We start from the raw sequence: 23159 nt of genomic DNA on the forward strand, positions 1-23159 counted from the left end.
TGTAAAAACGCTTTAAAGAAACTTATAAAAAACCCCTTCTAAAAGCTATATACCAGGCTATACTCCTACCTAATATCCTGGGTATAGAACAGCAGTTAAACTGTTTTAATAGTCCTTTATTGCAATCACTAAAAGCCAAAAAAAACCACTGTACAATATCCTTGTACAGTGGTTTTTTTTCGTATTTTAAAAACAATTTCCTCTCTATTAAGGAATCCATTTTTTCGGGAAATTAGGCTTTCTTTTCTCTAAGAAAGCATTCCTTCCTTCAATAGCTTCTTCTGTCATATAAGCCAATCTTGTGGCCTCTCCTGCGAAGACTTGTTGCCCTACCATTCCATCGTCTGTTAGGTTCATTGCGAACTTCAACATCTTGATAGAAGTTGGTGATTTAGCCAGTACTTCCTGAGCCCATTCATAGGCTGTATCTTCTAATTTATCATGGTCAATTACCGCATTAACCATCCCCATTTCAAAGGCCTCTTGAGCAGAGTAATTTCTACCTAAAAAGAAGATTTCTCTAGCTTTTTTCTGACCTACCATTTTAGCCAAATAAGCCGATCCATAACCTCCATCGAAACTAGTTACATCTGCATCGGTTTGTTTAAAAATAGCATGTTCTTTACTAGCTAAAGTCATATCACAAACCACGTGAAGACTATGTCCTCCACCAACAGCCCAACCTGGAACTACAGCTATTACCACCTTTGGCATAAAACGGATTAAACGCTGCACCTCTAAAATATTCAAACGGTGCATACCATCCTCTCCTACATATCCTTGATGACCTCTAGCTTTTTGATCTCCTCCACTACAAAAGGAATATACTCCATCTTTAGGCGATGGTCCTTCTGCAGAAAGTAAAACTACTCCAATACTAGTGTCCTCTTGTGCATCATAAAAAGCACGATATAATTCGCTTGTTGTCTTTGGTCTAAAGGCATTGCGAACTTCTGGTCTGTTAAAAGCAATACGAGCTACGCCATTACACTTCTTATAGGTAATGTCTTCAAACTCTATTGCAGTCTCCCATTGTATCTTACTCATAATCTTTTTTAATTTAGGGTAAAAATAACCTATTTTTTGCATTATATTGCAAAACCAAAACATTTTTAAATTATGAAAAAAATTATTATCTCCTTATCCTTGCTATTTATGGCTAGCGGGGCTATGGCGCAAAAGTATGACTTTAAGACTATTATCGATTTGGATGCCTATCCAGTTACTAGTCAGGGAAACACTGGTACGTGTTGGAGTTTTAGTACCTCTTCTTTTTTAGAATCGGAAATAATGCGTATTTCCAATAAGCGAATCGATTTATCGGAAATGTACAACGTGCGAAACACTTATCCCAAAAAGATAGAGAACTATATCACTAGACAAAGTAAAGCGCAATTTGGAGAAGGTGGATTAGCCCATGATGTAATCAATAGCGTGAGAGATTACGGTTTAGTGCCTCAAGATGTATATTCAGGCTACCAAGGAAGTGATACCTATAACCATAGCGAACTTTTTAAAGCCCTACAAGGCCTTATCAACGTATATGCTAAGAATAATGGTCCTATCTCAATGAATTGGAAACCAATCTCTGAATTCATCTTAGATACCTATATGGGAGACAACCCAACAGAGTTCACTTATGAAGGTACTAAATACACGCCAATGAGCTTTTTGGCAATGACGGGAATTAATCCAAATGATTATTTAACTATTACTTCTTTTGCAAATCAACAGAACTACGCTCCTTTTATTTTAAATATTCCTGATAACTTCAGCAACGGAAGCCTATACAATATGCCTTTACAAGAGTATATTGACAATATTGATTATGCCTTAGACAATGGTTTTACCCTATCTTTAGACTGTGACGTATCTGAAAAAGGATTCTCATCAAAAGAAGGAGTTGCATTTGTAGCCCTAGATCCTAAGGATAACGAAAAAGGATTAACTCAAATAATCCAAGAAAAACAAATTACTCCTACTCTACGACTAGAGGAATTCTATAGTTACGACACTAACGATGATCACTTAATGCATATTGTAGGGAAAGTAAAAGATAAACAAGGAAATATCTACTACAAAGTAAAAAACTCTTGGGGAAGCAATCCTGACAAAGTAGGTCACCAAGGATATATTTACATGAGCTTAGCTTATTTGAAGTTAAAGTCTATTTCTGTGCTTTTACATAAAGATGGTCTTTTACCACAAACTAAAACTAATTTAAAAATTCAATAAAATTTTCTTAAACGCAAAGTAGTTCAAACATTTTGGGCTATTTTGCGTTTTTAATTATTATGAACAAAACCTATTTAATTGCTTTTAGCTTAGCTTTGAGTATCTGCCTTATGGGGTGCAAGGACAAAGAAGTACAACTCAATGAGCAAAGTAGCGTAGAGCTAAAAGAAAGCAAAAAAGAAAAGAAAAACCCTTATCTTCCCGAATTCGAACCCCTTAGCTCTGATTATATAGCTAAAAAACAAACCGAAGTAGAGGAGTTTTATTTAAAGAACATTAAAAAATCCGGTTATACAGGAAGCTTTTTAGTGGCAAAAAACGGACAAATCATCTATGAGAATTATTCGGGCTTTGCCAATAAGAAAAACCAAGAGCTGATCGATAAAGATACCCCAATACATGTGGCCTCGGTTGGAAAGGTTATTACAGCTGTTAGTATTTTACGTTTAGTAGATGCAGGTAAAATCTCTTTAGATCAAAGTGTAGAGAGCATTATACCTGGATTTGGTAATCCTAAGATCACAGTGAGAACCTTACTTAATCACCGAAGTGGGCTAAGTTATTATGGTTATTATCAAGATATTTGGAATTTTTCTATCCCTATCACCAATAACGATGTTATAGAAGTGATAAAATCAGACAAAGTACCTTTGGCCTTTACTCCAGATACCCGCTTTACTTATAGTAATACCAATTATGTTGTTCTAGCTAGTATTGTAGAGAAGGTAACAAAGAAAAGTTTTCCTTTAGCAGTGAAACAACTCATATTTGATCCCTTACAAATGAACAATAGCTTTGTATTTGATGACTTAGACAAAAAAGACCAAGTAACCCAAAGCTATAAGAGTAATTATGCTATTATGGGATGGGATTATATGGATGCTACCTATGGGGATAAAAACATTTATTTAACCCCTAGAGACTTCTTAAAATTAGATACAGCTCTATATAGTGATGCCTTTTTAAGCCAAGATTTAAAACAACAAATGTTTAAAGGATATAGCTATGAGAGAAAAGGAAAGAAAAATTACGGCTTAGGATTCCGCTTAATAGAAATGGATAACCAAGAGAGCTACACTTATCACAATGGTTGGTGGAGAGGTAATACCTCCTCTTATATTCGTTTAGCCAAAGATAATGTATGTATTATCCTTTTTAGCAATAAGTATTCTCAACTTACCTATAAAACAATTAGTTTATCCCATCATTTTGGGGACTACCCAGTTGGAGATATTACCATGTAATAAAAGCTTTACTAGCTTTTTGAGCTAGAATTATATCCGATTCTACAGTAGAAGTCATTATAAACAAGTCAATAAAAATAAAAAATCACCAAAAAGACATCTTTTTGGTGATTTTTTTTATAAGATTAAATCCTCGAATAATAAATCGAAGGTTTTTTGTAAGTCTTCACTAAGACCAACATGAGGCCTAGAAGTTTGTAAAACGGAACTCTTTACCGCACTTAACCACCTAAAACGCTCGGATACTTCTAAATAAGCAATAGGATTATTGCATTTAGCTCCAGTGGCTATTTTGTGAAATGCCTCAACGTGAGCCTGTAAAGCACCGGGTTCTACTTCACTTGAAAAACATTGTATCTTTTGGTCATTTAAATGAAACTTGGCCAATAAAGTCTTCTTGGATTTACAAAATAACAAAAGACCAATATTGATAAACTCTTCTCGCTCTACTCTAGGTACAAAGCGAATCACTGTATACTCATATACTTGCATCCTTTGCTTTTTTTATTTGGTTAACAAAAATATCGGAATTCTCTAGCCTTAAACTTAGAAAATCATAATAAACCTGTCTGATTTGTTCTGGCTCTAACTCACTATCTTCCCACATTAGCCAGTCTAAAGGAATGCTTTGAACTACTTCTTGTAAGAAACTAGGAGTCAGTATTTTTTTAAACTTCTGATCCACTGTATCAATATCGGTTACAAAAGGCAATAAAACATGGTCTTTTATTAAAGCAAATGGAGTTAAAGCACTTTTTTCCCAATTGGTAAAGGAATGGTGAAAGTAAAAAGAAGCACCATGGTCAATTAACCAAAGTTCATTATGCCAAATCAGCATATTTGTGTTGCGAAACGTACGATCTACATTTGTTATAAAAGCATCCAACCATACAATTTCACTAGCTAACTGACCATCTACCTTCCAAGCTAATGGATCATAGGTAAATGCTCCTGATAAAAAGTGAAGTCCAAGGTTTAAACCTTGTGAAAACTTAAGTAAATCTTGGATTTCTTCATCTGCTTCTGTACGACCAAAAGCTGGATCTAAATTGGCAAAAACAAGTTCTGGTACTTTTAAAGCTAATTTTTGGGCTATAAGACCTCCTAATAGCTCGGCAATTAAAGCCTTGACACCATGTCCTGCGCCTCTGAACTTTAAAACATATTTAAAGTGATCGTCTGCAAGAGCTAAAGCCGGTAAAGACCCCCCCTCTCTTAAAGCACTAATATAATGGATTACATTAACAGTTCTTAAATCAATTTGTTTAGACATAAATACAAAATTGGATTATATTAATTAGGTGGTTACCACTAAGATAGTTATTTTAACCAAAACCACAGGTAACTAAAAAGGCTTTACTTTGTGTATATAAGCCTTTAAGAAACAATAGAAAAAGACTATTTTTTTTGATCAAGTATTTTCTGATAAATACCACACTCTGTCTTATGAGCACCTTGTATATAACCAGTACTTTGTAAAAACTCCAAAACAATTTGGTGCCCTACAAATTTAAAATGCTTTTTAAAAAGCTTAATCCATTGTGAAAGATCTAAATCAGTGTGGTGTTGTAAAAAGTTAGCAAAAGAACCATATTGTTTTTGAAGGGCTATAATTTGATTAGCATTGTATATGGCAGCTTGTATTTTGAGCTTATTGCGTATGATTCCCTTATCTTGTAAAAGAGTATCGATTTTATCCTGATCATAACTAGCTACTTTTTGAATATCAAAGCCATCATAGGCCTTAAAAAAATGCTCTTTTTTATTCAAAATAGTAGTCCAATTCAGTCCAGCTTGGTTTATTTCCCAAATTAGACGCTCAAAAAGTTCTTGATCACTAGATAAAGTAAAACCGTATTGACAATCGTGGTAATACTTATTAGGATCTTTAGAATCCGCAGCTAAAGAATTTACAAAATCACAGTAATGCATATTAAATCACGCGTATTTTAGCATCGGTAAACAGTTTTTTAAAATCTAAGCGACTTTGTGGGGTCTTTAAACCATAAACCTCTCTTACCTTGCCATTGTTTAATTTAATGATAGCTCTAGTGCCCATCACCTTAGGCATCTTAACGTATTTGATCTCAAATTTATCAATCGTATCTATACTTGTATTTACTAAAAAATTCTTATAGCTTAAATATAAAAACACCGCTGTAATCACAAAAAATAAGTAATCTAATTCTTTGATGTTTTGGTAATCAATAATAGTTAGCTTACCAATGGATAAAAGCAAAATAGCTACACACATAACTCTAGAACTTTGTAATCTAGCCTTGTAATTATCTTTGATTTGTACTTGCTTGGTTTGGTTGTTAAAAGTGATCATAAAAATTCTTATTGTTTAAAACAAATCTACACATAATACTAAAATAAAAATGCCAATAGAATGTTAGATTCTATTTTTTTACCTTAAATATAATCTGTTTAATCCAGTTAGCATCTCTTGTGAGCTAAGATAGAGCTTAAATAAAAAAAGCCTAAGAAAAATCTTAGGCTTTTTAAAAACTTTATACAGTATATTAATTATACGTGTAATGCTCTATTATCTGTTGCTGCTAAAGCAGCTTCTTTGATTGCTTCTGCAAAAGTTGGGTGAGCGTGAGACATTCTAGAGATATCCTCAGCAGATGCTCTAAATTCCATTGCTGTAACTGCCTCTGCGATTAAATCTGCAGCACGAGCTCCAACCATATGGATTCCTAATACCTCATCTGTTGTTTTATCAGCTAAAATTTTCACTAATCCATTGATATCAGCACTTGCTCTAGCACGTCCTAATGCTTTGAATGGGAAACTTCCAACTTTGTACTCTACTCCTTCTGCTTTTAATTGCTCTTCTGTTTTTCCAACAGCTGCAACCTCAGGCCAAGTATAAACTACTCCAGGAATTAAGTTATAATTGATGTGTGGCTTTTGTCCAGCTAAGTACTCAGCTACCATTACTCCTTCTTCTTCTGCTTTATGTGCTAACATAGCTCCACGAACTACATCACCAATAGCGTATACGTTGCTAGCAGTAGTTTGTAAGTGATCATTCACTTCAACTTGTCCTCTTTCTGTTAATTTAATACCAGCTGCTTCAAGGTTTAATCCCTCTGTAAATGGACGACGTCCAACTGCTACTAAAGCGTAATCTCCTTCTAAAGTAACTAATTGTCCTTTTTTATCCTCTGCTGTTACTTTAACTACATCTCCTTCTCTTTCAACACCTTGAACTTTATGAGAAACATAGAATTTCATACCTTGTTTCTTAAGAACTTTAGTTAATTCTTTAGATACAGCTGAATCCATTGTAGGTAACACTCTATCTGCATATTCTACTACAGATACTTTAGCTCCTAATCTTAAGTAAACTTGACCTAACTCTAAACCAATTACTCCACCACCAATAATAATTAAGTGCTCAGGAACTTGTTTTAATTCTAAAGCTTCTGTTGAGGTAATGATACGCTCTTTGTCAAGCTTAATAAAAGGTAAAGTAGAAGGTTTACTTCCTGTAGCGATAATTGTGTGCTTAGCTTCAATTTTCTCTACTGAACCATCCTTTTGAGTAACATTTAAAGTAGTCGCATTTTCAAATGATCCAACTCCTTCAAAAACAGTAATCTTGTTTTTGTCCATTAAGAACTTAACTCCACCACATGTTTGATCTACAACAGCTTGCTTACGAGCAATCATCTTTTGTAAGTCTACGTTAACCTCTCCTTTAATTTCAATTCCATGGTCTGCAAAATGAGCCATTTCCTCTACAAAATGAGAAGATGCTAATAATGCTTTTGATGGAATACATCCTACGTTAAGACAAGTTCCCCCTAAAGTGGAATACTTTTCAATAATTGCTGTTTTAAATCCTAGTTGCGCACAACGAATTGCTGATACATATCCACCAGGTCCTGAACCAATTACTACTACGTCAAATGAATTCATACTATTTTTTTATTTTATGTTGTTATATCTAAGCTACAAAGTTACACTTTTTTATAACTTTTGTTAGCTATTCCAATTAAACTTTAGTCCTAAAAGCTCTAAAAATTTAACATATTACTTTTAAAGCACCCTTTAATACGCTTATTTCAAATTTATTGCTTGCAAATACGTAATATTCCCCATCCAACTGCAGTCCACATTGGCTTTGATCCAAAACCTCTACGGAAAGATGGTCAAGTTGCAGATAGTCGGTTTTTCTAAATTTATGGGTTTTTCCTAAAAGCACATATAGTCCGAAGGTAAGTTGTTTTAAGAAATTAACTTTTGGTACCATCAGGTAATCTAGCAAGCCATCTTGCAAACTAGCCATGGGAGTTAGGCTCATATTATATCCCATTTGATTGGAATTGGAAATAAACAGTAAAAGTGGATTAACTACTTTACTTTGTCCCTTATAGCTTACTTTTATTTGTGCAGCTTTATATTCTTTAGCAGAATCTAGCGCAGCTTTAATATAGGCCGCTAACTTCCTTTTCTGGGATTTTTCGTATTTATCAATTATAGTTGCATCTATACCAAATCCCATATTACTAAAGAAATACTCCCCATTGATACTCCCAACATCCATCTGAATAGATTTGGATCTAACAAGGGTAGCCATAGCTTCATCTATTTGTTTAGAAATATTTAAATTAGAAGCCAATCCATTTCCTGAACCTACAGGAATAATACCAAATTCAATATTACTTCCTACCATTTGAGTAGCCACCTCATGAATAGTCCCATCCCCACCACAAGCTACAATAAGATCTGCTTTGTCTAATATAGCTTGCCTTGTTAGTTCAATGGCGTGTTTTTTATACAAAGTTGGACTTAGGGTTATTTGATATTTTTCTTTATCAAAAAAGCCTTCAATATATTCTTGAGTTATGGCATGTTTTGCTTTCCCTGAGATAGGATTAACAATAAAGTGGATCTTTTTCATGAAATAGGATTTTTATAAACCGAAAACGAAGAGTTACCTTTTTTATAAAATGGGAGCTTTTGGTAAAAACACCAAGACTCTATAAAAGAATTCTTAATATCTTTTATAGAGCCTATATGTTTATTATAGCTTGCTATAATTTATTTTAAACAGACTAAAGCTTTACTATACAGTTGGTCCTTCCCATTCTGTAATACCACCAAGTAAATTGAATGTTTTCTCAAAACCTAATTGTCCCATTAAAAGACAAGCTTGATTACTTCTTCCTCCAGATTTGCAGTACACATAGTAAGATTTATCTTTATCTAATTGCTCTAAAGCATCTAAAAAACCTTGTCCTTTGTAAATATCAATATTTATTGCATTTGGAATAGATCTCTCTTCTACTTCTTCTTGAGTACGAACGTCTAAAATTACTGCATTAGTATCTTTTTGAAGTTCTTCTAACCATTGTTCTTGAGTTAAATTCATCATCATTTGTTTTTAGTTAAAGCTCAAAGATAACGCTATTCTTAAATCAAGAAAGAAAAATTATAAAAAATAAGTTTTTTATATTTGCCGTTAAAACAATTTACAAATGTCTAAATACTGTGATTTAACTCCTAAGGAATCTACTGCTTTAATTATAGCCAATGGAGCTAGTTGTTCCCAAGAGCTTCTAAAGCAAGAATTAAGCAAAGCCCACCTAGTAGTGGTTTTGGATTCTGCCATGCACAGAGTAGCTCAAATGGGTATAAAGGCGGATGTTCTCTTGGGTGATTTCGACAGAGACTTCCAAAGTGAGCATTATTTAAAACAATACCCAAATTTAGAAATTGTAAAGGCGTTAGATCAGAATTTTACTGACTTAGAAAAGGCCTTTGATTATCTTAAAGACAAAGGTTTTGAAAAAATCAGAGTAATCTGGGCCACAGGTAAAAGAGCCGATCACACCATTAATAATATAGCAAATATAGTTCGCTATAAAAAGCATCTTCAAATTACCCTATTAGATGATTACTCTACTATTTTTGTTTTAGAAAAACACTTTGAAAAATATTACCAGAAAAACACTATACTTTCTTTAATTCCCATTACACAAGTTAGCGGAATATACAGTGAAAATCTGCTGTACCCTTTGAATAATAACACCTTAATTTTAGGATACCAAAATGGAACTAGCAATGCTGTATTAAAGGATGGCATGGTTAAAATCACTCATGAAAAAGGCGATTTAATACTAATGGAATCTTATGAATAAAAAAAGCCAGCTAAATTTAGCTGGCTCTTTTATTTATAAAGCAATTAAACTCTGTTATTTACCTAAGAAAATTTGGAATCCTACAGCAAGTCCTAATCCACTTTGCTTCTCTACAGAAGCTAAGTTACTTTTACTGTAGTTGTATCCTACTAATGCCTCTAAAGCAACACTTCTACTAACAAAGTGAGAGTATCCAGCATTTACTCCAAAAGCGAAAGAAGTTTCACTTCCACTTCCTTTTTGATCAAAACCTGTAACTCCAATTGAACCTTGTCCAAAGAAACGTCCTGTTTCACTAGCTCCTTCTGGGAAGTAATATCTAGCAAATGGCATTACAGTATAATTCCATATGTTTTTTGCGTCTTTTACAGTTTGGAATCCTGCTCCAATTTGCATACCTACAGCAACACCGTCACTGATGAAGTATCCAGCTGTTGGCAAAACATTAATATTAAATGTCTTTTGCTCAAAGCTATAACCTAAAGATCCGATAGATCCTCCAACCATCCAGTTACCTTTTTGAATAGGTGAAGTACCTACTTTTTCAGATAATTTTGGTTTTTCAACTGTTTGTGCGTTCATAGTAAAAACTCCTCCTACTAATAATGCTGCTAATAATGTAATCTTTTTCATAGTTTATTTAAATTAAAATTAAATACAATTTTTAAATAGGGATTCAGCTTTTTTTTAAAGCAAAACCCTACTTGTGTAAGAGCTTACGTTTTATAGCTAGAAAGTCCTCATTTGTCTTTATTAACTGATCAATGATGAATTCCTGAGCCTGATCAAAGGTATAATTGTCAATGTATTTATACCATGTATCTTTTTGTAATATCTCTCTAATTTTAGCTATTCGTTTACTAGTGGCTGAAGCATTTCTCACTACTCCTTCAAACTGTGGTAGTTGAGATTTATGTGCAAAATCAACACTTGCGTTTTGTTTATCATATATAATTACAAAGAGATCATCTTTTTCATTATTAGGGTAAAAATCTTCCCATTTAGCATAACCTAAATAATAGCCATTATTGTTCTTATGCTCCATTTTAAGTCTCCATCTACAATTGGCTGCTCTCCCCCAATGATTAGAATACCTATAAAGGCCTTCTTTTTCAAAATAATATTCACTCCCTGCTTTACTTTTATAATCAGGCTGTTTCCCCGTTATACTTTGCATTTGAACTAATTGCCAATCACAAAAAGTATGTTTAAAAAAATTAAACTTACTGTACTTCTTCATCTACTTCTAACTGCTCTTTGATGAGTAAGAATCTCAACTTTTAGTTATTTTAATTGCTTATAATCCATTCACATCTCTTATACCCTAATAATTTGTATAACAAAATTCTTAGGTTTTATACATGTAAGGACTTAATTATAATCAAGCATTCCTTAAACAAGTAAAGCGTGTTGTAGATTTCTATTTCTAAAGTTCTACCTTTTAAAACTACTTTACGGATTAATAACTAAAAGAGCTTTTCCACTCATTTTATACTTTAGCTCACTTTTGGCCAATCTTTTCTGTTAAATAATAAAAATTAACCTTGAATAGCATTACGAAAATACGGATAATCTACTTTATAAAAAAGAAAAAACACATTTAATTTCTTTTATACCATATAGTACTTCAGTATAATTAAAGAATCTCCATATTCGATTTACTTGCTTTAATTAACATATTTGAAGTAATAAGAAAGTGTTTTCTTAATGTATAAAAAAACACTTTCCTTATTGTATTTGTCAGGTAATACCATCTATTATTTAAAGGCCAAAAAACCTAACTATCTATTTCTCAAACTCTTTTAAAGTATTTTTAATAATTTCTACACACTGTAACAACTCCTGTTTTGTAATTACAAGTGGAGGTGCAAATCGAATTATATTACCATGGGTTGGCTTTGCTAAAAGACCATGATCTCTTAAGCGCAAACAAATATTCCATGCAGTATCACTTGTTGGAGTATCGTTAATTAAAATAGCATTTAACAGACCTTTTCCTCTAACTTTAGTACAAATAGTACTGTTTTGTATATATTCATTTAGTTCATTTCTAAACAATTCCCCTAAATCATAGGCGTTTTGAGCTAGGTTTTCTTTTATAACTACTTCTAAGGCCGCCTGAGCAACTGCTGCTGCAATAGGGTTACCTCCAAAAGTAGATCCATGTTGACCTGGTTGAATTACTTCCATTATTGGATTATTAGCTAAAACAGCTGATATTGGATATGCTCCACCTGATAAGGCTTTTCCTAAAATTAGTATATCGGCAGTGACATTTTCATGATCAATGGCTAACATTTTACCTGTTCTGGCAATACCTGTTTGAACTTCATCAGCAATAAATAGAATATTGTACTTCTCACACAACTGCTTTGCCTTTGCTAAGTACCCATTATCTGGAACAAAAACCCCTGCTTCTCCTTGAATTGGCTCCACTAAGAATCCTGCGATAGTTGCATGGTTATCTTTAAATACCTTTTCTAGGGCATCTATATCATTGTATGGAACACTTATAAATCCTTGGGTATATGGTCCAAAATCTTTCTTAGCATCTGGATCATTGGAAAAGGATATGATGGTAGTTGTTCTTCCGTGGAAGTTGTTCTCACATACCACAATATTAGCACTAGAGGGAGCAATACCTTTTTTCTCATACCCCCATTTACGAGCGATCTTAAGAGCAGTTTCTACTGCTTCAGCACCAGAGTTCATTGGTAATACTTTATCAAATCCGAAAAGTTCGGTTATCTTCTTTTCATAAACTCCTAATTTATCATTGTAAAATGCTCTAGAGGTTAGAGTAAGAGTATGAGCCTGATCACACATTGCCTTAACAATATCAGGATGACAATGTCCTTGGTTAACAGCAGAGTAAGCCGACAAGAAATCAAAATATTTCTTTCCCTCTACATCCCATAGATAAACACCTTCACCCTTAGCTAAAACCACTGGTAAAGGGTGGTAATTATGGGCTCCGTGTTTGTCTTCTAAATCAATTATCTGTTGTGAATTTAACTGTTGTGACATTATTTTTTGCTTTTTAATTAATTAAAAGCAAGTTAAATAAAAATACTGAATTTCTTCTAAAGCTAGCCTAGAGTTTTAACTCTAAAACATAAATTTCTTCTTTGATAAGGCTATATAAGACTAATTAAAAAACAGTTGTTAACTTAACTTATTTATACACCATAATAGGACAAAGCAAAAGCAGCTTCTCTCTTGGATGTTTATTTTTGGACACCCTTAAGTATTAGAATCAATCTAAATTACATCAATACATGTTTATTTAACTGAAAATCAACATAGTATAGGGGAAATAATTGCATATCATTTTACATTGGCCCTATTGTTTTTACTAAAATTAGGGTTATTTTTGCCACATGAGTAGAAAAAGAACAGAAAGAATCGTATTTCAAAACGTAGAAGTCCTTGATGCAGGTGCAAAAGGCGTTTCGGTAGCTAAGGCTCCAGATGGCAAGGTAATATTTATTACCAATGTAGTTCCGGGAGATGTGGTTGATGTGCAAACTTTAAAAAAGAGAAAAGCTTTTTATGAAGGTAAAGCTATCAAATTCCACAAACTTTCTCCACATAGAATTGAGCCAGTGTGTGAGCATTTTGGTGCATGTGGTGGTTGTAAATGGCAAAACATGGATTACAACCAGCAATTATTTTACAAAAACCAAGAGGTTTTTAATAACTTAAAGAGAATTGCTAAGGTAGAATTACCTGAATTTGAAACTATTTTAGGTTCAGAGAAAACCTTCTTTTATAGAAATAAAATGGAATTTTCTTTCTCTAACCAAAGATGGTTAACTCCAGAGGAAATTCAAAGTGGACAGGAAATTGGAAAGGCGAATGCTTTAGGATTCCATATTCCACGTATGTGGGATAAAATCCTTGACATCAATAAATGTCATTTACAACAAGATCCTTCGAATAAAATAAGAAATGAGGTGCGCGAATTTGCTAACCAAAATGACTTATCTTTCTTTAATCCACGTGATCAATATGGATTATTACGTACCTTAATGATTCGTACTACTTCTACCAATGAAATAATGGTATTAGTACAATTCTTTGAGGATGACAAAGAAAAGCGTGAATTATTATTAGATCACCTTAAGGTAACATTCCCAGAAATTACCTCTTTACAATATGTAGTTAATGCTAAGGCAAATGATACTATCTATGACCAGGAGGTTATTTTATACCATGGCCGTGATTATATCTTAGAAGAGATGGAAGGTCTTAAATTTAGTATTAATGCTAAATCTTTCTACCAAACCAACTCTGATCAGGCTTATGAATTATACAAAATCACAAGAGATTACGCTGGTTTAACTGGTAATGAATTAGTATATGACTTGTACACAGGTACTGGTACAATTGCTCAATTCGTTTCTAAACAAGCTAAAAAAGTAATTGGTGTTGAGGCAGTTCCTGAAGCAATTGAAGATGCTAAATTAAATGCGCAGCGCAATAACATTGAGAACTGTGAATTCTTTGTAGGAGACATGAAAAATGTATTCAACGATGAGTTTATCCAAACACATGGACATCCAGATGTTATTATTACAGACCCTCCACGTGATGGTATGCATAAAGATGTAGTAGAAATGATTCTTAAAATTGGAGCTAAAAAAGTAGTTTATGTAAGCTGTAACTCAGCTACACAAGCAAGAGACTTAGCTTTAATGGATCATAAATACAAAGTGGTTAAAGTAAGACCTGTGGATATGTTCCCACAAACTCACCACGTTGAAAACGTTGTATTATTAGAATTGAGATAATCTTTTTAAGATATATAATATAAAAAAGCGCTTATGGACCTGAGTTCATAAGCGCTTTACTTATTATAGCATTAATCCATCTAGATTTCTAATTCTTGACCATTTCTAAAAAGGGTAATGACAGGCCTTTGCTTTAAAGACCGAAGATACATTCTATAATTACAAAGTTCCGCTAAAGGAATTCCATTAATAGCTAAAACTATATCTCCTAATTGGTAATCTTGTTGGCCTTCCCCTATACCAGCAATGGTATAATAACCATTGTAGAAAGCAATACCAAACCCAATGCGCTCTAAAGTTGAAACAGACTTTGGTAAATGAGTTAACCTTTTCAAGTACACTCTATTTATAGAAGGAAGATACACCAGGTGAAATTGCTTTATAAACTCAACTCCCACTTGGCTAACAAAATTATTAGCCATAAAGGTAACCTCTTGATTTTCCATAACCAATGAACCTAAGCCTACCTGTAAATCTGAGGCAATAAAGCTTTGGGCAAGTTTATCATCAATACCGAAAGCTCCCACACTTCCCACACTTAAATATTTATTGAATTTTTGATCGGATAAAAAAGACACTATTTCTTTATTAACTCCAAGAGACAGATAACCGGTATCCCCAGTATCAAACAACATATCCACCCTACCTCCTGCTAAGTTCATAGGCAAAACAATTCTATTTTGCTGGGTTCTATTGGCATTATTGATGGCCATAAACCCATCGTCTATCAACTTATCCATTAGTTCCTTTGAAGGATCTTGTAAAATAATTTTTTTAGCAATAGGATCTATTTCTAAAACTCTATCCCTGTAGATAGAATTCCCTAGAATACCATCAATCTTATAGCAATCAAAAATTGGATCCTCTAACATTGGAAAGTCCTCTAAATTGGTGAAATGTAGGTTGAAAAAAGTATAATTCCCTACTTTGATGCTTTTCACCTTTAGAGTCTCTACCTCTTGTACTACATTATTGGCATCCACGGCATTTATCTGACTACTAGATTGATACTCTTGCAATAAGCTCTTTCTTATTGCAATCCCATCCCATCCTGTATCGAAGATAAAATTCATATCCTGATCATTTACCTTTAATTTTATAAGCATCCACCCTGCTTGATCATCATAGGGTATTTCAATACGCTGGGCCAAAGACAATAAAGGAAGTAGCACAAACAACAGCCACAATTTTTTTATAAAAAACATACTAAATCATCTAATATTTCACCCTAATGTAAAACATAAATATACATTACTAGTATATTTTAAGACTATAAGCCCTTGATTTTAACAAATTTCTTCCATTGGGATCAAATTTAAATATTCTCATTTACACTAAAACAAAATAAGCTAGGTAAACAATCAAACATTAAGACTTTTGTTAGGTAAATTTTTAAGGCATATCGAATTTGTTTTAGTATTTTTGACACTTTAAATCCAATAGGGAGATAATTAATATACATGAGAAAATTATTAATCGCCGCTTTTACCTTAACGGTGAGCACTCTAGTGCTTAGTGGTTGTGAAAAAGATGATATTTGCTCTGAAGACGAGCCAACAACACCTAATTTAATTGTGGAATTTTATGATTATTTAGATCAAGAAATTCCAAACAACGGAATCGTTAAAGCCTACGCCATTGGTGAGGTGGATCATGTTATTCAAAGTACTAGCAATAAGATTATCCTGCCGTTTCGTTTAGACCAACAACAAACCACTTGGGTATTAGAATCCGTAGATAGAACATCGCAAGCATTAGAAGTAAGAAAAGACACCCTTACTTTCTCCTATAGAGTAGAGACCTTCTTCTTAAATAAAGCATGTGGGTATGTTTCTCATTTCTTCTTAAATCAAGATGGAAGTTCCCCATTGTTAAATGGCAAACAAAACAATACTAAAGGCAATTGGATTAAACAATATCAAACACAAACCAATGAAATTACCGATCAACAACAAGCACACTTTAAGATATTTTATTAGTCTTTCTTTATTATTGACTTGTTCCATTTTAAGTGCTCAAGAAGTTATTATACAAACCCAGGAGGAAATCCTTCCAATAGATCAGCCAAAACAGCAGCAAAGTTTTGAAGCTCCTCAACGCTATGGACTTAGAATAGGAGCAGATTTATTCAGACTTACGCGTTCTATGTATGATAAATCCTACAAAGGTTTTGAGCTAGTGGGAGATTACCGCTTGACTAAAAATTGGTATTTAGCAGCCGAAATTGGAAATGATCGCATGGAAAGAAATAAGCACACTTATGGGTTTACTGCAAAAGGAAGCTTTATTAAGGTTGGGGCAAATTACAATTTATACGAAAACTGGTTAAATGCAGAGGATGAAATATTTATTGGATTCAGATATGGAGTCAGCAATTTTTCGCAAACTCTAAATTGGTACCAAATATATACTACAGACCCTTACTTCCCAAGCCAAAAGATTTACCCAGATAGAAAACAAAATGGGTTATCTGCCCAGTGGGTAGAATTTGTTGCGGGAATTCAAACTAGAGTATTTAATAACTTTTTCATGGGATTCACTTTGAGATTAAATGGTCTTTTAACTCAAAAACAACCCGAGGATTTTGAAAATTTATTTATTCCTGGCTTTAATCAAAAATACAGCGGGAATATTGGAGTAGGATTCAATTATACTATCACCTATTTTATTCCTTTTTATAAAAAGAAGACAAAACCAACACCTGAATCAGAATCTTCTGCTTTAGATGATTTACAAGGTGAGAATATTCAAGCCCAAGAAATTGAATATATCAATAGCAATAAAAAACAACTTAATAAATAAGAAAAATAAAAAACAGCCTTTTTTTTAAAGGCTGTTTTTTTTATTGTGGTATTTGTACGTATTTATCTCCGAATTTCTTGATAAAGCCATCTGCATCCACCTCTATCGTAACCCAAGGCTCATTGGGTCTTACTTGCATTAAATAGCTAGTTGGACTAGTTCTATGATAGGTATGTTTATTTAGAAAAAAACTAGCATCCCTAGGCTCAATAGTTAACACCTCTATGGCTTTACTTTGTCCTATTTGCAAATCACAAGCCTTAAGGATGTAATTTTTAGTAAAACAGCTTAAGTCAACATCTATTACAATAGTATATGGAATAGCTACATTTGGTAGGTTATCTATAACCCAATGCTCTGCAAGCCTATGGCCTACTACTTCTTTACTAATGGAGCCGCATAGATAACTCAGTTGAAAAAAACACACTTTATAGTTGGGATCTAAAACTAAATGGTAATCTATCCCATAGAGTTTTTTACCAGTATTGGCTATTAGTTCACTTCTTAAATGAAGGGAAGTATCTTTTTGTATACAATGACACCTTTCAATAGACAAATCTTTGGTTAGGCGGTAAAGCAATTCTTGTTCCATAAATAAGAGAGTTTTTATTGTTAGGATTTACTTTAGCGCTATACTATAAGGGGGGGCGTGTTATAAGGTGGAAAAATATTGTATTACCCTTATTTTATAACTAACTTGAATGTAGTAAAATAATCAAAAGCCTCCTAATCAATACCCCTAAATTCCTCTGTTCTTTAGAATAGGAATTAACGTTAAAAAAACACTTTTAGTCACTTTTACCTACCTAAAAACTATACTTTACCTAATATAACAGGATTCAGCCTAGTTTTACTGAGGTTTACCTTTTAAAAAAGACCTATGCCTAGTTTATTTATCTGTACATCATTTTTCTACAGATTTTATCCGTTTAATGCTTTGAGATACAACGTTTTTAAGGGGAAATTCAAGCAAAAAAAAGCGCCTTATTAGTAAAATAAATTACTAATAAGGCGCTTAATATATGGTTAGATAAAAGATTTACTATCTATCTGTATGGTTTATCCTATATTAGGTTAACATTCCACCACATACGTTTAGTACCTGGCCTGAAATATATAAAGACATATCACTTGCTAAGAATACACAAGCATCTGCAATATCTTTTGGACTACCTCCACGTTTAAGTGGAATTGCATCTGTCCATCCTTTTACTACCTCTGGAGATAGTTTTGCAGTCATTTCTGTTTCAATAAACCCAGGAGCAATAACATTACAACGAATGTTTCTTGATCCTAACTCAAGAGCAATACTTTTTGAAAAACCAATTACTCCAGCTTTAGATGCTGCGTAATTCGCTTGTCCTGCATTTCCTTTAACACCTACAACAGAACTCATGTTAATAATAGAACCTTTTCTATTTTTCAACATAGTACGTTGTACTGCTTTTGTCATATTAAACACAGATTTTAAATTCACTTGAATTACTTGGTCGAAATCAGCCTCACTCATACGCATAAGTAAGTTATCTTTTGTAATTCCAGCATTGTTTACAAGAATATCAATATTCCCAAATTCCTTAAGAATTTGCTCTACTAATTCTTGGGCTGCATCAAAATCAGCTGCATTAGATTGATATCCTTTTGCTTTTACTCCTAAAGCAATTAATTCTTGTTCTAGCTCCACAGCTGCACTTTGTGAAGAACTATAAGTAAATGCAACATCTGCACCTTGTTCAGCAAATGTCAATGCTATACCTCTTCCAATACCTCTTGTTGCACCTGTAACAATAGCTATTTTACCTTCTAATAATTTCATCTTAAAATTCAATTTTATTTTTTGAACCAAAAGCAAATATAAACATTTTGTATTTGCCTTACATAGTATTTTACTTTGTTTGAGGATATTTTTTGATAAACAACATATAAAGACTTGTAATTACAAATAAAATACCTACATAATATGTATTTGAAAGCAATTCCAAATAATCTAATTGTCCTTGAGAAAAGCTCAATAGAATTAAAACCTGAGCGCCATAGGGTATAATCCCTTGGATTACACAAGCAAAAATATCCAAAATAGAAGCAACGTCAGGACGATTTAATTTATAAGTATCCGTGATATCTCTAGATAAGCCACCTGCTGTTAAAATAGCCACTGTATTATTGGCCATACATAAATTGATACTAGCCACTAAAAGAGCGATACCATATTCAGCACTTCTAGCACTTTTGATTTTCTTATGCATTAAAGCCAATAGCCATTTAATTCCACCTTGTTGCTCTACTAAAGCAGCTAAACCACCTGTTAACATAGATAACAAAAAGATTTCTGTCATAGAAGTAAACCCTTGATAAATATGATTAACAAGCCCTATGAAATCAAAATTTAATTGCACTAAACCTATAATTCCAGCCATTAAAATTCCAAGAACTAAAGCTATAAATACCTGCACTCCCAAAAGAGCCAATACGATAATAGCTATATAAGGCAAAATAACCCAGTAATTATGTACTGGATCCAAGTCTAAAATAATTTCTTTACTCGAGTCTCCTAGGAAAAATAGAATCACAAGAGTGATTAAAGCAGCTGGTAAAGCGTATTTTAAGTTTGCTTTAAACTTATCTTTCATATTACATCCAATGGTTTGAGTAGCCGTAATAGTGGTATCTGAAATAATAGATAAGTTATCTCCAAACATAGATCCTCCTAGTAATGAACCGCATAAAAGCCCCATAGAAATATCGGTCTTTTGTGCTAAAGCAACCACGATAGGCCCTAAAGCAACCACACTACCCACAGAGGTACCAATAGAAAGCGATAAAAAGCAAGCAATTACAAATATTCCCAATGCTAAGTACTCCACTGGAATAAAACTAAGTCCAATATTTACCATCATATCCACTCCACCTATAGCAGAGGTAACCGCTGCAAAAGCACCAGCTAACAAATAGATAATACACATGGTAATAATTCTACTATCCCCGCAACCCTGCATTAGAGCAACGATTTTATTCTCTGTACTAGTTTTGTAGTACATTATAAATGCAGCAATGATTCCAAAACACATGGCAACTGGTGTTGGAAATTTATAAAAATCATCTAGAAGGATTCCAGCCCCTAGAAAAATCGCGACAAAGATAAAAAATGGAATAAAAGAGTAGAATTTGTTTTCTGACATCTGTACTAAAAATTAAAAATTAATTAAAAAGCCACAGTGAAAACAAAGTTATTGTCTTTTTTAATAGAGATTCAACGTTGTTTCCATTTCTGGCTTATCATTTTGTAGCACCTTGCTTGTTGTTGCAGGTTGCTATCCCCCTTGGCACCATAGGTACATTGGGAATTCTGGATAATAGATAGGGCAAAGATATCTATTTTTTCCACATAGACAAACCCTATTTCTGCTTTATGGGATAGATAACTAAATTTTGGCTAAAACTTTAACTTTTAATGCGGGCAGATTATTCCTAGCTTTGACCCATAATAAATAGTTAAAAACAATGAAGAAGTCACACATTTTTGCTGCACTTTTATGCTTAGGAATAAGCGGTTCAGCTTTGGCACAGAAATCTGCAAAGAATGCTATAGGGTTACGCTTTGGATCCAATAGTGGATTAGGTACGGAAATCTCCTACCAAAGAAACCTACATGCTAATAACAGGTTAGAGTTAGGCTTTGGTTGGAAAGACAGACACGATGTTAATGCTTTTAAATTAACTGGTATTTATCAGTGGGTTTGGAATATTGACAAAGGTTTTAAATGGTATGCTGGTCCTGGTGCCGCAGTTGGTACTTGGAACTACAGCAAATCCCATGGAGGTAAAAGATATTCAGACAACGGAACTTTCGTGCTTTTAACAGGAGACGTTGGAATTGAATACAACTTTGATTTTCCTTTACAAATTGCTTTAGATTTACGCCCAGAGATCTATTTAAATGACTCTTACCGTGATGGTTTGCATTTTGATTTAGGATTAGCAGTACGCTACAGATTCTAAGACTCTTTTTTTTAACTATAACACCTTTACATAAAAAAACATCTTTCCACTGGAAAGATGTTTTTTTATATACTTATTTGACAGTCTCTAATAACATACTTTGGCTTATCTTTTCTATGTTTAAGCTATTGGCCATAGCAGAGAATATCTCAAAATAAGCCTGGTCGGTTTGTTTAATTAAATCTTGGTGTAAACCGCTTTGTACTACCCTACCTTTTTGCATAACAATAATTTGATCTGCATCAATAATTTGAGATATACTATGGGAAACAATAATAACAGTTCTATCCTTTCTAATGGCATCTAAACTGTTTTTAATATTCTGAGTTGCAATAGCATCTAGACTTGCAGTTGGTTCATCTAAAAACAAGATTGCAGGGTCTTTCAAAAACAATCTAGCTATAGCAATACGTTGTTGCTGTCCTCCCGAGAGCATTCTTGCATCACTTTGATAACCATCGTTTAGCTCCATAATTTGCTGATGTATAGAGGCTTTTTTAGCAGCTTGTATAACTTGCTCCAAACTTGCCTTTGGATTACCATAGGCAATATTCTCTTGAATACTTCCTTGGAAGATATGGTTTTTCTGCTGTACTATTCCAATGTGCTTGCGAAGCTCTTTAGTATCGTACTTTGCCAAGTCCACTCCATCTAAAAGAATTTCCCCAGATTTAGGCTGATAAAATTTATCTAAAAGGCTAAGTACTGTACTTTTACCTGCTCCACTTAAGCCAACTAAAGCAGTGGTCTTACCTGGAAGAATCTCCATATTAACATCCTTAAGAGCTTGGGTTTTATTAGGATAATCAAAGTAGACTTGTTTTAATTGAATTCTACCTTTTATATCACTGGCAATATAAGAGCCACTTTGCTCCTTTTGATTATCTTGTTTTAAAATATCAAAGAAGCCTTCACTGTAGATCATGGCATCATTCACATCATCATAAATACGGTGCAGCTGTCTAATTGGGGCTGTTACGTTATTAAAAAGCAATACTTGGAACATAATTGCTCCTACTCCCATTTGTCCTTCTAAAACAAAATAGCAACTCATTAAGACAATAACAACTAGTCCGATTTGCTCCACAAATCCCTTAGTTGCATCAAATAGAAAACTTGTTTTTCTAGTGTGCAATTGGTTTTGGGTCATATCGTATTGGATCTTTTTATGTCTTTGGGCCTCTAAAGGCTCTCTCACAAAGCTTTTTATAACACCAATAGAGTTAATTAAAGAGATAATGCTATTGTTTTTATTCTCCCTATAACTTCTCATTTTTCTTCTAAACCCTTTTAGTTTACTAGCTTGTAATTGTGAAATATAAAAGTAAATAGGAATAATTAAGCTACTAACTAATCCTATTTTCCAATTGGAATTATACATAATAACAAGTGCAACAAAAGCATTTAAAAATAAGGGAAGAATATCAATAAAGAAATTTTGTATTAATCTAGTTATACTACTAATACCTTGATCTATCCTAGTTTGCAGCTTACCACTATCATTACTAGGATCGCTATAAAAAGCCATTTTATAAGACAAAATCTTCTCTACAACTTCTTGGGAGATATCTCTGGAAATGAAAATACGTAATTTTTCTCCAAAAAATCTTTGACCAAATTGAATAAAGGCATTGATAACTTCTTTCACTAAAAGTATGATACTTCCAATGAGTAGAACTTTAAACCCCCATTGTAAAGACTCACTTTTTTCAATAACTAAGGTTAAACTATCCACCATATATCCAATGACAAAGGCATTAATTTGCACTACAAAAGAACCGATGATAGTTAATAAAAAAGTAGCTAAAACCAAGTATTTATAAGGCTTTACAAATGGTTTTACCTCCGTAAGAATAGTTTTTAATCGCATAGGACAAAGATACTAATTTTAACTAGATTCAATTAAAATATAGTTCTCTACTTTATTA

23 protein-coding genes and 1 riboswitch are annotated in these 23159 nt (G+C 33.2%); of the genes, 7 read left to right on the forward strand and 16 right to left on the reverse strand.

Going from position 1 to position 23159, the window contains the following annotated elements; translation table 11 throughout:
* Window positions 1-207: 207 nt before the first annotated feature.
* Complete coding sequence (locus ACYSNM_RS04130) at window positions 208-1047, reverse strand: 1,4-dihydroxy-2-naphthoyl-CoA synthase (RefSeq protein WP_461754156.1); 840 nt, start codon at window positions 1045-1047, stop codon at window positions 208-210.
* A 72-nt stretch (window positions 1048-1119) separates the two neighbouring features.
* On the opposite strand from ACYSNM_RS04130, the gene ACYSNM_RS04135 reads away from it, so the two are divergent.
* Both ACYSNM_RS04135 and ACYSNM_RS04140 read left to right on the forward strand, forming a co-directional pair.
* On the forward strand, window positions 1120-2235 hold the full coding sequence (locus ACYSNM_RS04135; protein ID WP_461755740.1) for a C1 family peptidase: 1116 nt from the start codon (window positions 1120-1122) through the stop codon (window positions 2233-2235).
* Between the two features lie 59 nt (window positions 2236-2294).
* Window positions 2295-3479: a serine hydrolase domain-containing protein gene (locus tag ACYSNM_RS04140; RefSeq protein WP_461755741.1), complete on the forward strand. Its 1185-nt coding sequence runs from the start codon at window positions 2295-2297 to the stop codon at window positions 3477-3479.
* A 117-nt stretch (window positions 3480-3596) separates the two neighbouring features.
* Here ACYSNM_RS04140 and ACYSNM_RS04145 read toward each other — a convergent pair whose 3' ends face one another.
* The 7 genes from ACYSNM_RS04145 to ACYSNM_RS04175 form a co-directional block, all read right to left on the reverse strand.
* Window positions 3597-3971, reverse strand: coding sequence for a DUF3037 domain-containing protein (locus tag ACYSNM_RS04145; RefSeq protein WP_461755742.1), 375 nt, complete (start codon window positions 3969-3971; stop codon window positions 3597-3599).
* Window positions 3958-4752, reverse strand: coding sequence for a HipA family kinase (locus ACYSNM_RS04150; RefSeq protein WP_461755743.1), 795 nt, complete (start codon window positions 4750-4752; stop codon window positions 3958-3960). The genes ACYSNM_RS04145 and ACYSNM_RS04150 overlap by 14 nt, the downstream gene beginning before the upstream one ends.
* A 125-nt stretch (window positions 4753-4877) precedes the next feature.
* The gene (locus ACYSNM_RS04155; RefSeq protein ID WP_461755744.1) at window positions 4878-5411 is read right to left on the reverse strand and encodes a DNA-3-methyladenine glycosylase I; all 534 of its coding nucleotides are present in this window, start codon (window positions 5409-5411) and stop codon (window positions 4878-4880) included.
* 1 nt (window position 5412) lies between these two features.
* Window positions 5413-5811 carry a hypothetical protein gene (locus ACYSNM_RS04160; RefSeq protein ID WP_461755745.1) on the reverse strand — a complete coding sequence of 133 codons (399 nt, stop codon included), beginning with the start codon at window positions 5809-5811 and terminating at the stop codon, window positions 5413-5415.
* Between the two features lie 197 nt (window positions 5812-6008).
* Entirely contained in the window at window positions 6009-7412 is a 1404-nt protein-coding gene (gene lpdA / locus ACYSNM_RS04165; protein ID WP_461755746.1) for a dihydrolipoyl dehydrogenase, read from the reverse strand.
* 106 nt (window positions 7413-7518) lie between these two features.
* On the reverse strand, window positions 7519-8397 hold the full coding sequence (locus ACYSNM_RS04170) for a diacylglycerol/lipid kinase family protein (protein ID WP_461755747.1): 879 nt from the start codon (window positions 8395-8397) through the stop codon (window positions 7519-7521).
* 165 nt (window positions 8398-8562) lie between these two features.
* Window positions 8563-8871 carry a rhodanese-like domain-containing protein gene (locus tag ACYSNM_RS04175; RefSeq protein ID WP_461755816.1) on the reverse strand — a complete coding sequence of 103 codons (309 nt, stop codon included), beginning with the start codon at window positions 8869-8871 and terminating at the stop codon, window positions 8563-8565.
* A 103-nt stretch (window positions 8872-8974) separates the two neighbouring features.
* On the opposite strand from ACYSNM_RS04175, the gene ACYSNM_RS04180 reads away from it, so the two are divergent.
* Complete coding sequence (locus ACYSNM_RS04180) at window positions 8975-9637, forward strand: thiamine diphosphokinase (RefSeq protein ID WP_461755748.1); 663 nt, start codon at window positions 8975-8977, stop codon at window positions 9635-9637.
* A gap of 54 nt (window positions 9638-9691) precedes the next feature.
* Here ACYSNM_RS04180 and ACYSNM_RS04185 read toward each other — a convergent pair whose 3' ends face one another.
* The 3 genes from ACYSNM_RS04185 to rocD form a co-directional block, all read right to left on the reverse strand.
* Window positions 9692-10270: a hypothetical protein gene (locus ACYSNM_RS04185; RefSeq protein ID WP_461755749.1), complete on the reverse strand. Its 579-nt coding sequence runs from the start codon at window positions 10268-10270 to the stop codon at window positions 9692-9694.
* 67 nt (window positions 10271-10337) lie between these two features.
* Window positions 10338-10877 (reverse strand): hypothetical protein, encoded by a 540-nt coding sequence (locus ACYSNM_RS04190; protein WP_461755750.1) that lies wholly within the window; start codon window positions 10875-10877, stop codon window positions 10338-10340.
* 545 nt (window positions 10878-11422) lie between these two features.
* Entirely contained in the window at window positions 11423-12664 is a 1242-nt protein-coding gene (gene rocD / locus ACYSNM_RS04195; RefSeq protein ID WP_461755751.1) for an ornithine--oxo-acid transaminase, read from the reverse strand.
* 353 nt (window positions 12665-13017) lie between these two features.
* Here rocD and rlmD point away from each other — a divergent pair, with 353 nt between their 5' ends.
* Window positions 13018-14430 (forward strand): 23S rRNA (uracil(1939)-C(5))-methyltransferase RlmD, encoded by a 1413-nt coding sequence (gene rlmD / locus ACYSNM_RS04200; RefSeq protein WP_461755752.1) that lies wholly within the window; start codon window positions 13018-13020, stop codon window positions 14428-14430.
* 80 nt (window positions 14431-14510) lie between these two features.
* Here rlmD and ACYSNM_RS04205 read toward each other — a convergent pair whose 3' ends face one another.
* A complete protein-coding gene (locus ACYSNM_RS04205; protein ID WP_461755753.1) occupies window positions 14511-15635 on the reverse strand; it encodes a retropepsin-like aspartic protease in 1125 nt (374 codons plus the stop codon).
* A 255-nt stretch (window positions 15636-15890) separates the two neighbouring features.
* On the opposite strand from ACYSNM_RS04205, the gene ACYSNM_RS04210 reads away from it, so the two are divergent.
* Entirely contained in the window at window positions 15891-16409 is a 519-nt protein-coding gene (locus tag ACYSNM_RS04210) for a DUF6452 family protein (RefSeq protein WP_461755754.1), read from the forward strand.
* Window positions 16363-17232, forward strand: a complete 870-nt coding sequence (locus ACYSNM_RS04215; RefSeq protein ID WP_461755755.1) for a DUF6048 family protein — start codon at window positions 16363-16365, stop codon at window positions 17230-17232. The genes ACYSNM_RS04210 and ACYSNM_RS04215 overlap by 47 nt, the downstream gene beginning before the upstream one ends.
* A 40-nt stretch (window positions 17233-17272) precedes the next feature.
* Here ACYSNM_RS04215 and ACYSNM_RS04220 read toward each other — a convergent pair whose 3' ends face one another.
* From ACYSNM_RS04220 to ACYSNM_RS04230, 3 genes are all read right to left on the reverse strand, one after another.
* Window positions 17273-17824, reverse strand: a complete 552-nt coding sequence (locus ACYSNM_RS04220) for a putative glycolipid-binding domain-containing protein (RefSeq protein ID WP_461755756.1) — start codon at window positions 17822-17824, stop codon at window positions 17273-17275.
* A 477-nt stretch (window positions 17825-18301) separates the two neighbouring features.
* On the reverse strand, window positions 18302-19048 hold the full coding sequence (gene fabG / locus ACYSNM_RS04225; RefSeq protein ID WP_461755757.1) for a 3-oxoacyl-[acyl-carrier-protein] reductase: 747 nt from the start codon (window positions 19046-19048) through the stop codon (window positions 18302-18304).
* 70 nt (window positions 19049-19118) lie between these two features.
* A complete protein-coding gene (locus tag ACYSNM_RS04230; RefSeq protein ID WP_461755758.1) occupies window positions 19119-20411 on the reverse strand; it encodes a Na+/H+ antiporter NhaC family protein in 1293 nt (430 codons plus the stop codon).
* Window positions 20412-20478: 67 nt separating this feature from the next.
* A riboswitch (SAM-I-IV-variant riboswitch) is annotated at window positions 20479-20591 on the reverse strand.
* 142 nt (window positions 20592-20733) lie between these two features.
* Here ACYSNM_RS04230 and ACYSNM_RS04235 point away from each other — a divergent pair.
* Complete coding sequence (locus ACYSNM_RS04235) at window positions 20734-21231, forward strand: hypothetical protein (RefSeq protein ID WP_461755759.1); 498 nt, start codon at window positions 20734-20736, stop codon at window positions 21229-21231.
* 73 nt (window positions 21232-21304) lie between these two features.
* Here the strand turns inward: ACYSNM_RS04235 and ACYSNM_RS04240 are convergent, their stop codons facing one another.
* On the reverse strand, window positions 21305-23101 hold the full coding sequence (locus ACYSNM_RS04240) for an ABC transporter ATP-binding protein (protein WP_461755760.1): 1797 nt from the start codon (window positions 23099-23101) through the stop codon (window positions 21305-21307).
* Window positions 23102-23159: the final 58 nt, after the last annotated feature.

This window comes from Myroides sp. LJL116, assembly GCF_054871685.1.